Annotated in this window: 10 protein-coding genes; 8 read left to right on the top strand and 2 right to left on the bottom strand. The window is 70.2% G+C overall.

Annotated elements, in window-relative coordinates:
- Window positions 1-49: 49 nt before the first annotated feature.
- The 6 genes from ACT54X_RS11270 to ACT54X_RS11245 are packed head-to-tail and all read left to right on the top strand — an operon-like array spanning window position 50 to window position 6,527.
- Window positions 50-1,084, top strand: a complete 1,035-nt coding sequence (locus tag ACT54X_RS11270; RefSeq protein ID WP_294378427.1) for an ABC transporter substrate-binding protein — start codon at window positions 50-52, stop codon at window positions 1,082-1,084.
- Complete coding sequence (locus ACT54X_RS11265) at window positions 1,081-2,292, top strand: isochorismatase family protein (protein ID WP_476346551.1); 1,212 nt, start codon at window positions 1,081-1,083, stop codon at window positions 2,290-2,292. The genes ACT54X_RS11270 and ACT54X_RS11265 overlap by 4 nt, the downstream gene beginning before the upstream one ends.
- Window positions 2,289-3,206: an ABC transporter permease gene (locus ACT54X_RS11260; RefSeq protein ID WP_476346549.1), complete on the top strand. Its 918-nt coding sequence runs from the start codon at window positions 2,289-2,291 to the stop codon at window positions 3,204-3,206. The genes ACT54X_RS11265 and ACT54X_RS11260 overlap by 4 nt, the downstream gene beginning before the upstream one ends.
- A complete protein-coding gene (locus tag ACT54X_RS11255) occupies window positions 3,203-3,994 on the top strand; it encodes an ABC transporter permease (protein WP_476346547.1) in 792 nt (263 codons plus the stop codon). Before ACT54X_RS11260 ends, ACT54X_RS11255 begins: the two co-directional genes overlap by 4 nt.
- A 2-nt stretch (window positions 3,995-3,996) precedes the next feature.
- A complete protein-coding gene (locus ACT54X_RS11250) occupies window positions 3,997-5,064 on the top strand; it encodes an ABC transporter ATP-binding protein (RefSeq protein WP_476346546.1) in 1,068 nt (355 codons plus the stop codon).
- 59 nt (window positions 5,065-5,123) lie between these two features.
- On the top strand, window positions 5,124-6,527 hold the full coding sequence (locus ACT54X_RS11245; protein ID WP_476346544.1) for a hypothetical protein: 1,404 nt from the start codon (window positions 5,124-5,126) through the stop codon (window positions 6,525-6,527).
- Here the strand turns inward: ACT54X_RS11245 and ACT54X_RS11240 are convergent.
- Complete coding sequence (locus ACT54X_RS11240) at window positions 6,509-7,309, bottom strand: IclR family transcriptional regulator (RefSeq protein WP_476346542.1); 801 nt, start codon at window positions 7,307-7,309, stop codon at window positions 6,509-6,511. The two genes, ACT54X_RS11245 and ACT54X_RS11240, sit on opposite strands and share 19 nt — an antisense overlap.
- 85 nt (window positions 7,310-7,394) lie before the next feature.
- Window positions 7,395-9,914: an ABC transporter permease gene (locus tag ACT54X_RS11235; RefSeq protein ID WP_476346540.1), complete on the bottom strand. Its 2,520-nt coding sequence runs from the start codon at window positions 9,912-9,914 to the stop codon at window positions 7,395-7,397.
- A 190-nt stretch (window positions 9,915-10,104) separates the two neighbouring features.
- Here ACT54X_RS11235 and ACT54X_RS11230 point away from each other — a divergent pair, with 190 nt between their 5' ends.
- Together ACT54X_RS11230 and fdnG are read left to right on the top strand one after the other, a co-directional pair.
- Complete coding sequence (locus ACT54X_RS11230) at window positions 10,105-10,416, top strand: hypothetical protein (protein WP_354322019.1); 312 nt, start codon at window positions 10,105-10,107, stop codon at window positions 10,414-10,416.
- Between the two features lie 102 nt (window positions 10,417-10,518).
- Window positions 10,519-13,593, top strand: coding sequence for a formate dehydrogenase-N subunit alpha (gene fdnG / locus ACT54X_RS11225; RefSeq protein WP_476346538.1), 3,075 nt, complete (start codon window positions 10,519-10,521; stop codon window positions 13,591-13,593).
- Window positions 13,594-13,603 lie beyond the last annotated feature (10 nt).

Below are 13,603 nucleotides of genomic sequence, written 5' to 3'. Positions count from 1 at the left end.
CATATTGAAATCAGTTCAATATATTGAACAAGGAGTGATGAGCATGACCATGAGCGACGCTTTCTCCCGACGCCATTTCCTTGGCGCCGCCTCCTCGCTGACGGTGGGTCTTGCCCTGCCGGCGCGGGCCGCGGGAGGCTTCACCTCCACCGTCTTCGGCGGCGTCTGGGAGAAGAACTACCGCGCCGCCATCGTCGACAGCTTCGAGAAGAAGCTGGGCGTGAAGGTCGCGCTCAAGCTGGGCACCGCCAGCGAATGGCTGACCAACGGCATGGTCAACCGGGCCAGGCCGGAGATCGACATGCTGCTGCTGCCCTATCCAGACAGCATCAAGGCGGTGCGTGCGGGCATCGGCATGCCGCTGTCGCCCGACAAGATCCCCAACATCCGCAACGTGCACCCGATGTGGTTCGACCAGTTCCGCAAGGAGGCGGTGGGCCTGGACTACGTGGCCTACGGCATCGCCTACCGCACCGACCTGGTGAAGAAGCCGCCCGAAGCCTGGAGCGACCTGTGGGACCCGGCCCTCAAGGGCCGGGTCACGGTGCCCCACATCGGCGTCTGGGGCAGCTGGGAGATGCTGGTCGCCGCCGCCCGCACGCGCGGCGGCGACGAGAGCAACCTCGACCCTGGCTTCAAGGCCCTGCGCGAGCTGCGTCCCAACATCCGGCGCTTCTTCAGCGGCTCCACCGACGCGATGCAGATGCTCGACACCGGCGAGGTCTCGGTGGTGGCGATGACCACCAACATCCCGGCCTACGCACTCATCGACAGCGGCAAACCCGTCAAGTTCGTCTTTCCCAAGGACGGCTCGATGGTGGGCATGGTCTCTTACCACGTGGCCCGCAACACGGCCAATGCCGAGCTGTGCATGCAATTCATCGACCATGCGCTGAGCAAGGAGGCGCAGGAGGCCTTCTGCAACGCCGTGATCGCCGGCCCCACCAACCGCCTGGCCCGCCTGAGCGGCAAGGCGGCCGAGCGCGTGCCGGCGCTGGAGCAGCTCAAGCTCTTCGACTGGGGCAAGGTCATTCCGCAGATGTCGGAGATCACCGACCGCTGGAACCAGGAGATCGCAGGTTGATCGCCGCGCAACTCACGCAAGAGGTGGTGCAGGACGCCGCACCCTTCGCCACGGCACTGGTGATTCCCGCCACGGCCACGCTGCGCGACGCGCAGCCGGCCGCGCTGGCGGACCTGGCAGGGCTCCTGGAGGCCGCGCGTGCCGCCCAGGTCTTCACCGTGTTCATCGCCCCGGTGGAGCACGCCTTCGCCTGGCCGCCGACGCTGGCGCCGCAGCCCGGGCCGCACGAGTTCGTGGTCCGCGCGCCCGATACCGGCGCCTTCGGCGCCAGCACGCTCAACCTGCTGCTGCGCGCCAACGCGATCGAGCAGTTGGTGGTGGCGGGCCTGCAGCTGGACCTGGCCCTGGCCAGCCTGCTGCGCGATGCCCGCGCGCGAGGCCTCCAGGCGCAGGCCGCTGTGGACGTCCCGACGATGCATGCCATCGTGCAGCGATGGCATGCAGGATCGGATGCCCCGCGCAGCTGGCAGCCGCAGGTCAAGCATGCGCGCTGGCTGCGCACGCTGGAGCAGCGCCTGGCCCCCGCCCACACCGCCCTGCTGCTGATCGATGTGCAGAACGACTTCGTGAGCCCCGAGGGCGCCACCGGGCGACGCGAGGCCATGCCGCTGGTGCAGGCCGCCGTGGCGCGGATGCCCGCCCTGCTGGAGGCGGCGCGCACCGCCGGCTGCACCGTCGTGCATGTGCATGCCGAGTACGGCCAGCACGTGCGCCACGTCGGCTCGCCCTACCGCTTTCCGAGCACGCTGACGCGCGAGGGCGCCGTCTGGAGCCTGTCGGCCGCCGAGGTGGACGACGCGCACCAGTTCGCGCCCGGCGAGGTCGAGGTCTGCCTGCCCGGCAGCTGGGGCGGCCGCGCCCTGGAAGCGGTGGCGCCGCAGCCTGGCGAGCTGCAGATCACCAAGCACCGCTTCAGCGCCTTCGTCGACACGCCGCTGGAGGTGATGCTGCGCGCCCGCGGTATCCGCACGCTGATCGTGGCGGGCGTGACCACCAACTGCTGCGTCGAATCGACGGTGCGCGATGCCTCCATGCTGGACTTCCATGTGGTGGTCGCGGAGGACGCCGTGGGCGTGAAGAACTCGGTGGTGGCGCTGCACGAGGCCTCGCTCGAGCAGATGCGCACCTACTTCGCGCGGGTCGAACCCGTGGCCCGCATCGCGCAGGCGCTGCAGAGCCACGCACTGCCGGCAGAGGCCAGTCCATGAGTGCCCACGCCGCCGTGCTGGCGCCCGACTCCCTGACCGTCGTTGCGCCGGCCCGGCGCGCGCCGCCGGTGGGCCTGCTGGTGCTGCCGGGCCTGGCCCTGCTGGTGCTCGGCCTCTTTCTGCCGCTGGGCCAGGTGCTGTGGATGAGCCTGAACCCCGCAGAGCCCGGCGTCATCGCGCCGGTTGGCGAGCTGACGCTCGCCAACTACGCCCGGCTGATGCGCAGCGACTTCTACCTGGGCATCGTCGGCCGCACGCTGTGGCTGTCGGCGCTGACCACCCTGCTCACGGCCGTGTTCGGCATGGTTCTGGGCCTGTCGGTGTGGCGGGCACGGCCGTCGGTGCGCGGCATGCTGCTGGTGATGATCCTGGCGCCCCTGCTGGTGAGCATCGTCGCGCGCACCTACGGCTGGGTCGTGCTGCTGGGCGACAGGGGCGCGCTCAACACCACGCTCATGGCGCTCGGCCTCACGGACGAACCGCTGCGCATCATGTACACCCAGCCGGCCGTACTGGTCGGGCTGGTGCATGTGTTCCTGCCCTTCATGGTGCTGTCGCTGCTGGGTGCGCTGGACCGCATCGACCCCTCGCTCACGGAGGCCGCGGCCACGCTGGGCGCCTCGCGCTGGCATGTGTTCCGGCATGTGATCCTTCCCCTGTCGGTGCCGGGCCTGGCCAGCGGCACGATCATCGTGTTCAGCCTGTCGATGTCCTCGTACGTGACGCCCGCGCTCATGGGCGGCAGCCGCTCGGGGCTGATGACCACCTTCATCTACCAGCAGTTCTCGGTCACGATGAACTGGCATTTCGGCGCCACCATGGTGGCCGTGCTGCTGGCCACCACGCTGGCCCTGCTGCTGGCCGTGGTGGGCTGGAGCCGCTGGTACACGCGCCAATGGAGCCTCGGCCGATGAACCGCGCACTTTCCCTCGGCATGCGGATGCTGACCGTGCTGCTCTACGTCTTCCTGCTCGCGCCACTGGCGATGGTGGTGATCGTGTCCTTCAACGGCGGCCCGGTGCCCAGCTTTCCGCCCACCGATCTGTCGCTGCGCTGGTATGGCGAGGCCCTGGCCTCGGACAACTTCATGGGCGGCCTGGTCACCAGCCTCTGGCTGGCCGCCGCGGCCACGCTGGTCGCCCTGCCCCTTGGCGTGGCGGCCGCCTTCGCCATCGCGCGCGGGCGCTGGCCGGGGCGCACGGTGGTGGAGTCGCTGTTCCTCTCGCCACTGATCGTGCCGGGCATCGTGATCGGCATCGCGGTGCTGGTGGCCATGGCGGGCCTGGGCATCGGCAACGCGCCGCTGCGGCTGCTGCTGGGCCATGCGCTGATCGTGCTGCCCTACACGCTGCGCACCGTGCTGGCCACGCTCGCCCGCATGGACCCGACGCTGGAGGAAGCCGGCATGGTGTTCGGCGCCTCGCGCTGGCAGGTGCTGCGCCACATCCTGCTGCCGCAGCTGCGTGGCGCCATCGCGGCCGGCGCCATCCTGAGCTTCATCCTCTCCTTCGACGACGTCTCGGTCTCGCTCTTCCTCGGCAGCGCCCAGCACACCACACTGCCCATCGCCATCATGTCCTACATGCAATACAACTTCGACCCGTCCATCGCGGCGATCTCCGCCATGCTGATCCTCGCCACGCTGGCCATCGCCCTGGGCGTCGAGCGCGTGTTCGGCCTCAAGAAGATCCTGGGGAGCTGAGCATGGCCCATGTCCGCGCCGAACGCCTGCGCAAGAGCCACGGCAGCCAGCTGGTGCTCGACGACATCTCGCTGGACATCCCCAGCGGGCAGTTCCTCACGCTGCTGGGCCCGAGCGGCTGCGGCAAGAGTTCGACGCTGCGCATCGTGGCCGGGCTCTCTTCGCCCGACGCCGGTCGCATCCTGATCGACGAACGCGACGTGACACGGCTGGAGGTGCAGAAGCGCAACATCGGCATGGTGTTCCAGAGCCATGCGCTGTTCCCGCACATGTCGGTGAACGAGAACGTGGCCTTCGGCCTGCGCATGCGCAAGGTCTCCGGCGCCGAACAGCAGCGCCGCGTGCGGCGTGCCCTGGCCCAGGTGCGGCTGGAGGACTTCGGCGAGCGCTTCCCGCAGCAGCTCTCGGGCGGCCAGCAGCAGCGCGTGGCCATCGCCCGCGCGCTGGTCGTGGAGCCCAGCATCCTGATCCTCGACGAGCCCTTCGGCGCGCTCGACCGCAAGCTGCGCGAAGCCATGCAGACCGAGCTCTACGGCATCACGCGCGAACTGGGCATCACCGCCCTGTTCGTCACCCACGACCAGGAAGAGGCGCTGATGCTCAGCGACAGCGTGGCCGTGATGAACCGCGGCCGCATCGAGCAGGTCGGCCCGCCCGCCGAGTTGTACGAAAAGCCGCGCAACCGCTTCGTTGCGGAGTTCATGGGCCTGGACAACTTCGTGCGCGCGCGGCTGGAGCAGGCTGGCCCGCAGGGCAGCGTGCTCAGCGCCTTCGGCCAGCGCTTCGAGGCGCCGGCCAGCGCGCTGCCCGCCGGCACCGAGGTGGAGATCGCCGTGCGGCCCGAGCGCATCCGGCTGGCCCCGCAGGCCCAGGACACCTCGGTCCGCGTGTGCGGCCGCCTGACCCAGGCGATCTACCACGGCCATGCCTCGAACTACACCGTGCAGCTGCCCGACGGGCAGCAGTTGCTGGTGCGGCAGGAGAGCGCCGGCCAGGCCCCGCTTTCCGTCGGCACCGAGGTGTGGGCGCATTGGCCGCCGCTGGCCGTGAACATCCTCGAAGCGGCGTGAGCGGCGGCGCAGCCATTCCCGAGCGCTCCCGCGTCGCAGGCGAAGCCGGAGGTTCAACCGTGCTCGCGCGCCCCGCCAAGGCACACGAGCGCCTGGCCCAGGCCGGCCTGGCCATCACGGCGGCCTGCACCATCCTGCAGACCGTGCTGGGCGGCCGTGCCTGGCAGGTGGCCGCCGCGCTGGGTCTGGCGGTGTTCATTGCGGCGGCCTGGCCGCGCGTCAGCAGACAGGCGCGGCTGTTCGCCGGCCTCGCCGTGCCCGGCGCGTTGCTGGTGTGGCTGCTGGCGCCCGCGCCGGCCCCTGTGCTGCAAGCCGCGGTGGCGCAGAGCACGCAGTTCGCCGCGCTGCTGGCCGCCCTGGCGACGCTGCGCCTGCCGATGCGCCGCTCGCCGCTGATGGGCCGCGCCGCCGCGTCCCTGCTCGCCGCCAGCCCCGGTGCGCGGCACGGCACCGTGCTGTTCGGCAGCCACTGGCTGAGTCTGATGTTCAGCTTCGGCGTGGTGCCCATGATGGGCGAACTGCTGGAGCGCGCAGGCCTGCATGTGCGCACGAGCCCCGTCGCCCGCGGCATGCTGGCGGCCGTGATCCGCGGCCTGGCCATGACCACCACCTGGTCGCCCATGGCGATCAGCTTCGCCATCGTGAGTGCGGCCTTTCCCATGCTCGGTGTGCTGCCCTTCGTCGGCGCCGGGATGCTGGTGGCTGCACTCCTGCTGGGCGTGGAGACCTGGAGCGAGCGCCGCGTCGTCACCGAACCCGCCGGCCCGGACGCCGCGCCGGTGCCCGCCTCGCCTTCGGACCGGCGCGCCCTCTGGCTCATCCTGGGCATGAGCGTGCTGCTCTTCCTGGCCACGCTGTCGCTGCACGCGGCAACAGGCTGGAGCTTCATGGCCTGTGCCACGCTGACCATCCCCACCCTCAGCCTGGTCTGGGCACTGGCGCAATCGCGGTCGCGGCAGCGCGCGGAGCGCCATGGCCGCCGCGACGCGCGAGCGGCGCTGTCGCACTTCTTCGAGGTGCTCACCGAAACCCGCAGCGAGATCTTCATCTTCTCGTCCGCCATCTTCATCGGCCAGGGCGTGCTGGCCGTCGCGCATGCCGCGGGCCTGGGCGCGGGCGGTACCGGCCTGCCCGGCTGGCTGCTGCCGCTGCTGTGCCTGGTCACCATTCCGCTGGTGGCAGCCCTGTCGGTGGCGCCCACCATCGCCGTGCTGATCTGGGCGCAGGTCTTCGCGGGCACAGCCTCCGCACTGGCAGCGCCGCTCACGCACGCGCTGGCGCTGACGCTGGGCTGGTCGCTGGCCATCACGGTCTCGCCCGTGAGCGCCACGCTGCTGCTGGCGGGCGCCATGACCGGCGTGCCGCCGCGCGAGATCGCACTGGGGTGGAACCGCGGCTTCGTGCTGCGCAGCGGCCTGGTCGCCGGGGCCGTGCTCGCCGGTCTCTACGCGCTGGGCTGCTGAGGGCCGAGCGCGCGGGCCTGGCCGGCGATGTCCGCCTGCGCGATGCGCAGCGCGGCCTCCACACGCTGGCGCAGCGGCGCATCCAGCCGATGGGCAGGCACGGCCACCGACACCGCCGCCAGCGGGACGCCCATGGCATTGACGATGGGCAATGCCAGCGAGGCGACCTCCGGAATGCGGCCCGGCGCGCGGAACGCGACGGCGCCATCGGCCACCTCGCGCAGGTGCGCAAGCAGCGCGTCGGCCTCTGCCCCCGCGGGCACGCCACAGCGCGCCAGCGTGGGCGCCCATTGGGCCATGCCGCGCATCGCCAGCATGGCCAGGCCGCCGGCCGTGTCGGTGATCGAGGCCCGCTCACCCAGCGAGAACATGTAGGTCAGGCGCCGCCGGCAGACCTCGCGCCACATCACCAGCACCTCGTCGCCTTCGGCCTGCACCAGGAAGCAGCTTTCATCGACATCCAGCACCAGCCGGCTGAGCACCGGCTGGCTGATCTGCACGATGTCGGCTTCGGAGAGATAGCGTCCGGCAATGCCGAGGATGCGCGAGCCCAGCGAATAGGCACGGCTGAAGGCGTCGCGGCGCAGGTAGCCGGAGCGCACCAGCGTGTCGAGGATGAGCGTGGTGGTGCTCTTGGGAATGCCCAGCCGCGCGGCGATGTCGGAATGCTTGAGCAGCCGTGCCTCGGCCACCAGCTCGATGATGTCGAGGGCGCGGCGCGCGGCGCGCACCTGCTTGGAATCTTCGGAAGGGGCGTCGGGCTGGGGGGAGGAGGCGGTCACGATGGGCGAGCGGATGGGCCATCGCGAGTGCACCCCGGCCAACGGCGCAAGGACTTTAGCACCCGGCGTGCCAGCCGCCCGGCATTCACTCGGCCGCCTGCCGCAGCGTGGCGGCCACCGGCCGGCGCAGCACCTCGCGCAGGCTCCACCAGCCGGCACCCAGGGCCAGCAGCGCGCCGACGATGGCGCCGCCCAGCGGCACGAAGGGCGAGGCGGTCCAGCGGAAGTCGAACACCCAGCGCGCCAGCGCCCAGCCGATGGCCGAGGCCACGATGCTCGCCAGCAGGCCGGCGAGCAGGCCGGTGCCGGCCAGCTCCGCGCGCTGCACCTGCCGCAGCAACGCGGCGCGGGCGCCCAGCGCGCGCATGACGGCGAACTCGCGCGCCCGCTCCTCGCGCGTGGCGCTCACCGCGGCGAACAGCACCACCAGGCCCGCCGCGAGCGTGAAGCCGAACAGGAACTCCACCGCACGGATCACCTGGTCCAGCACGCGCTGCACCTGGGCGATGGTGCTGCTCATGTCGACGTTGGTCACGTTGGGAAACTGGCGGACCAGCGCGTTGTCGAAGTCTCGTTGCTCTGGGGCCCGAAAGGCCGCCAGGTAGGTCACGGGCACCTCCGCGGGCATCGCCGCCAGCGGGTACATCACGAAGAAGTTCGCATGCAGCGATCCCCAGTCCACCTTGCGCGTCGAGGTGATGCGGCCCTCGCTGGTCACGCCGCCGATGTCGAAGCGCAGCCGGTCGCCGAGCTTCAGGCCCAGCGTCTCCATCAGGCCCTCTTCCACGCTCACGGCATCGGCTTCGCCGGAGGTCCACGCACCCTGCACGATGCTGTTGTGGCCCGGCCGGTCAGCGGCGTTGCTGAGGTTGAACTCGCGGTCGACCAGGCGCTTGGCGCGGTCCTCGCTGTAGTCGTCGGGCGTGACCGGCTTATCGTTGATGGCCACCAGCCGGCCGCGGAACATGGGATACCAGTCGTACTGCGCCACCCCGCCCTGACGCAGTGCGTCCTGGAAGGCCTGCGCCTGATCGGGCATGACGTTGATGACGAAGCGGTTGGGCGCATCGGGCGGCGTGGCCTTGCGCCAGCTGTCCACCAGGTCGGTGCGCAGCAGCACGAGCAGCATCAGCGCCAGCAGGCCCACGGCCAGGCTGCTGACCTGCAGCACCGCATACACCGGCCGCGCCGACACCTGCCGCGTGGCCAGCACCAGCCAGCGGGGCGCGCTGCCTTCGCGCACGACGCGTCGCAGCATCAGCACGGCCAGCCAGGCCAGCACGGCGAACACCGCCACCGCCCCGGCGAAGCCACCGACCGCGATAAGGCCCAGCTTGAGGTCGCTGCTGGCGGCCAGCAGCAGGGCCGCGAAGCCGGCCACGCCCAGGCCCAGCACCGCGGCCGACGCCGGCCGCAGTGCGCCCAGCTCCCGGCGGATGACCCGCAGCGGCGGCACCTGCGCCAGCTGAAGCACCGGCGGCAGACCGAAGGCGAAGAGCAGCGTGAGCCCCATGCCCACGCCGAACAGCGCCGGCCAGGCCGTGGCCGCGGGCAGGTCGCCGTCGACCAGCCCCGCCAGCAGGCGCACGAACACATGGTGCACCGCATAGCCGATGGCCACGCCCGCCAGGCTGGCGCCCAGGCCGATGACGCCGAACTCGACCGCATAGGCACCCGCGATGGTGCGCTGGCGCTGACCCAGCACGCGCAGCATGGCGGCGCCGTCCAGGTGCCGGGCCGCGAAGCCGCGCGCCGCCAGCGCCACGGCGACGGCCGAAAGCAATGCGGCCAGAAGGGCCACGAGGTTCAGGAACTTCTCCGCCCGGTCCAGCGTCTGGCGCATCTCGGGCCGGCCGCTGTCCAGCGACTCCAGCCGGGCACCGCGCAGCTCGCCGGCGTCCAGGCGCTGCTGCACCTGGTCCGAGAAGCGCTTGACCGCGGGCGCCTCACCCGCTACCGCGAGCCGGTAGCGCACGCGGCTGGCCGGCTGTACGAGGGCGGTGCGGGCCACATCGGCCTGGTTCATCATGACCCGCGGCGCGAAGTTGAGGAAGCCGGCGCCACGGTCGGGCTCGATCACCAGCACACGGCGGATCGTGAGCGAGGCGTCGCCCAGCAGCAGGGTGTCGCCCACCTTCAGGTCCAGGGCTTCGAGCAGGCTGGCATCGACCCACACATCACCGGGCGCCGGCACGTCGCGGGTGGCGGCGTCCGGCGCGCCGGCGGCATCGGCCACGCGCAGGCTGCCCCGCAGGGGATAGCCCGCCGCCACGGCCTTGAGCGCCACCAGCCGGCTGGCGCCGCCGCGGTCGTCCGGCGCCCGGGCCATGGTGGGGAAGTCGTAGGTCAGGGCCGACTGCAGGCCCTGCCCGTGCGCCGCGTCCACCTGCGCCTGGGGTGGCGGGTTGTCCGTGACCAGCACTGCGTCACCGCCCAGCAACTGGCGGGCGTCGCGCGCTAGACCGCCCTTGAGCCGGTCGGCGAAGAAGCCCACCGCCGTCAGCGCCGCCACGGCCAGCAGCACGGCCACGATCAGCAGGCGCAGCTCGCCCGCACGCAGGTCGCGGCGCAGCGTGCGCCAGCCGAGGAAGAGAGCGTCTTTCATAGGAGTGGCGCACGATAGCCCAGCGCTTCCGGCCGCGCGGGAATGCGGGGCAATCCCGAAGGGATTTCCCCATGCGCATCCGGGCGGCCGGCGGCCATGATGGTCTGGCGGACGCGGCGTCCTCCGACGCTGCCATGCGGCGGGCGCTGCAACCATGGCGGCCCAACCGATACGACGTCCAAGAAAGCCCATGAACGCCCTCGCCCGATCCGCCCTTGCCATCGCCACCCTGGCCGCCGCTGGCGGCCTGCTGGCCGGCTGCGACCCCAAACCCAAGGCCGAGACGCCCACCGCCGCATCAACCTCCGGCGCCAGTGGGACACCCCAGGGCATCAACCCCGCGCCCTCCCATGCGGGCGTAGACTCCGGCGCCCACAAGGGCCCGGCCGAAGGCAGTTCGGCCATCGGTGGGGTGGCGGCAGGCCAGGCGGCTGGCGGCCACACCGTCGATGGCCCCGCACCGGCACCGTCCAGCGGCGACGGTGCGGCGCCCAAGAACTGACGAGCGCCCCGGCGGCGGCCCGAAGAATTCCCACGACAGACGCATCACAGCGCGACCCACGATGAAGCCCACGAAACCCGTGTCATTGCAGGAGGTTCGGTCATGGACATGAACCGCCGCCACTTCTTCCGCGTCAGCGGTGCCGGCCTGGTCGGCTCCAGCCTGGTGGCCCTGGGCTTCTCGCCCACCGCCGCGCTGGCCGAGACGCGCCAGTTCAAGCTGGCCCGCACCACCGAGACGCGCCAGACCTGCACCTACTGCTCGGTTGGCTGCGGCCTCCTGATGTACAGCCTGGGCGACAAGGCCAAGAACGTGAAGGCCTCCATCCTTCACATCGAGGGCGACCCGGACCATCCCGTCAACCGCGGCACGCTCTGCCCCAAGGGCGCCGGCCTGCTCGACTTCGTGCACAGCCCCAACCGGCTGAAGTATCCGGAGGTGCGCGAGCCCGGCAGCACCGAGTGGAAGCGGGTGAGCTGGGACGAAGCCTTCGACCGCATCGCCAAGCTGCTCAAGGCCGACCGCGACGCCAACTTCCAGGCCACCAATGCCGCCGGGCAGGTGGTCAACCGCTGGACCTCGTCGGGCATGCTGTGTGCCTCGGCCTCCTCCAACGAAACCGGCTACCTCACGCACAAGGCATTCCGTTCGCTCGGAATGCTCGCCTTCGACAACCAGGCCCGCGTTTGACACGGACCGACGGTGGCCAGTCTGGCCCCGACGTTCGGCCGCGGTGCGATGACCAACCATTGGCAGGACATCCAGAACGCTGATCTGGTCCTGATCATGGGCGGCAATGCCGCAGAAGCGCATCCGTGCGGCTTCAAGTGGGTCATCGAGGCCAAGAAGCACAACAAGGCACGCCTCGTGGTGGTGGACCCGCGCTTCACGCGATCGGCCGCCGTGGCGGACTACTACGCCCCCATCCGCGCGGGCTCCGACATCGCCTTCCTGGGCGGCGTCATCCACTACCTGCTGAGCCAGGACAAGATCCAGACCGAGTACGTCCGCAACTACACCAACGCCCCCTTCATCGTGGGCCCGGACTACAAGTTCGAGGACGGCCTGTTCAGCGGCTACAACGCCGAGAAGCGCAGCTACGACAACAAGAGCTGGGGCTACGCGCTCGACGAGCAGGGCCATGCGAAGGTCGACATGACCATGCAGGACCCGAACTGCGTGCTGCAGGTCATGAAGCGCCACTATTCGCGCTACACGCCCGAGATGGTCAGCCGCATCACGGGCACGCCCCAGGACAAGTTCCTGAAGGTCTGCGAGTACATCGCCAGCACCAGCGTGCCCGGCCGCACCATGACCATCATGTATGCGCTGGGCTGGACGCAGCACAGCCAGGGCTCGCAGATGATCCGCACCGGCGCCATCGTGCAGCTGCTGCTGGGCAACATCGGTGCGCCCGGCGGCGGCATGAACGCGCTGCGCGGCCACAGCAACATCCAGGGCCTGACGGACCTGGGCCTGCTGTCGAACTCGCTGCCCGGCTACCTCTCGCTGGCACGCGACACCGAGCAGACGCTGGACGACTACTACCGCCCCCGCGCCCTCAAGCCGCTGCGGCCCAACCAGATGAGCTACTGGCAGAACTACCCCAAGTTCTTCGTCAGCATGCAGAAGGCCTGGTTCGGCAAGGCGGCCACGGCCGAGAACGACTGGGCCTTCCACTACCTGCCCAAGATCGACAAGCTCTACGACGTGCTCCAGGCCTTCGAGCTGATGGACCAGGGCAAGCTCAACGGCTACATCTGCCAGGGCTTCAACCCCGTCGGCTCGTTCCCGGACAAGCACAAGATCGTGCGCAGCCTGTCCAAGCTCAAGTTCCTGGTCACCATCGATCCGCTGATGACCGAGACCAGCGAGTTCTGGCGCAACTTCGGGGAGCACAACGACGTCGATCCCAAGCAGATCCAGACCACGGTGTTCCGCCTGCCCTCCACCTGCTTCGCGGAGGAGAACGGCTCGGTCACCAACTCCAGCCGCTGGCTGCAGTGGCACTGGAAGGGCGCCGAGCCCCCGGGCGAGGCGCTGGCAGACACCGAGATCGTGGGCCAGCTGTTCACGCGCTTGCGCGCGGCCTATGCCAAGGAAGGCGGCGCCTTCCCGGATCCGATCGTCAACCTGGCCTGGAATTACAAGATTCCGACTTCGCCCTCCCCCGAGGAGCTGGCGATGGAATACAACGGCAAGGCGCTGTCGGACCTGACCGACCCGAAGGACCCGACCAAGGTGCTGGCCAAGGCCGGCGAGCAGTTGGCCGGCTTCGGCCTGCTGCGCGACGACGGCTCCACGGCCAGTGGCTGCTGGATCTATGCCGGCGCCTGGACCCAGGCCGGCAACCAGATGGGCCGTCGCGGCAATGCCGACCCCTACGGCATCGGCATGGTGCAGGACTGGGCCTGGGCCTGGCCGGCCAACCGTCGCATCCTCTACAACGCCGCCTCCACCGACCCGAAGACGGGCAAGCCCTGGATCGCCAGGCGCCCGCTGGTGTTCTGGGACGGCGCCAAGTGGACCGGCCCGGACGTGCCGGACATCCGCCCCGACGCCAATCCGGCCGACCCCGACGCGGTGCGCCCCTTCATCATGACCGCCGAGGGCGTGGCGCGCCTGTTCGCGCCCACGGGAATGGCCGAAGGCCCGCTGCCGGAGCACTACGAGCCCTTCGAGTCGCCGCTGCCGAACAACCCGCTGCACCCCAACAACAAGGTGGCGCGGGCCAACCCGGCGGCACGCATCTTCAAGGGCGACCTGGAGCGCCTGGGCGTGCCCAAGGACTTCCCGTACGTGGCGACGAGCTACCGTTTGACGGAGCACTTCCACTACTGGACGAAGAACGTGATGACCTCGGCCATCATCCAGCCGCAGCAGTTCGTGGAGATCAGCGATGTGCTGGCGAAGGAAAAGGGCATCGCCAATGGCGACTGGGTCAAGGTGTCGAGCAAGCGCGGCTACATCAAGGCCGTCGCGCTGGTCTCCAAGCGCATCTCGGTGCTGCAGGTGGACGGCAAGACGGTGCACACCGTCGGCCTGCCGAACCACTGGGGATTCGTGGGCGTGGCCAAGCCGGGTTACCTGGTGAACACGCTGACGCCGTTCGTGGGGGATGCGAACACGCAGACGCCCGAATACAAGTCCTTCACCGTCAACATCGAAAAAGCCTAGGGAAGGAGCG

Source organism: Pseudacidovorax sp. DMC4 (genome assembly GCF_056314265.1).
The sequence above is the reverse complement of the archived record's forward strand: the minus strand, read 5'-3'. Positions and strand labels throughout refer to the sequence as shown.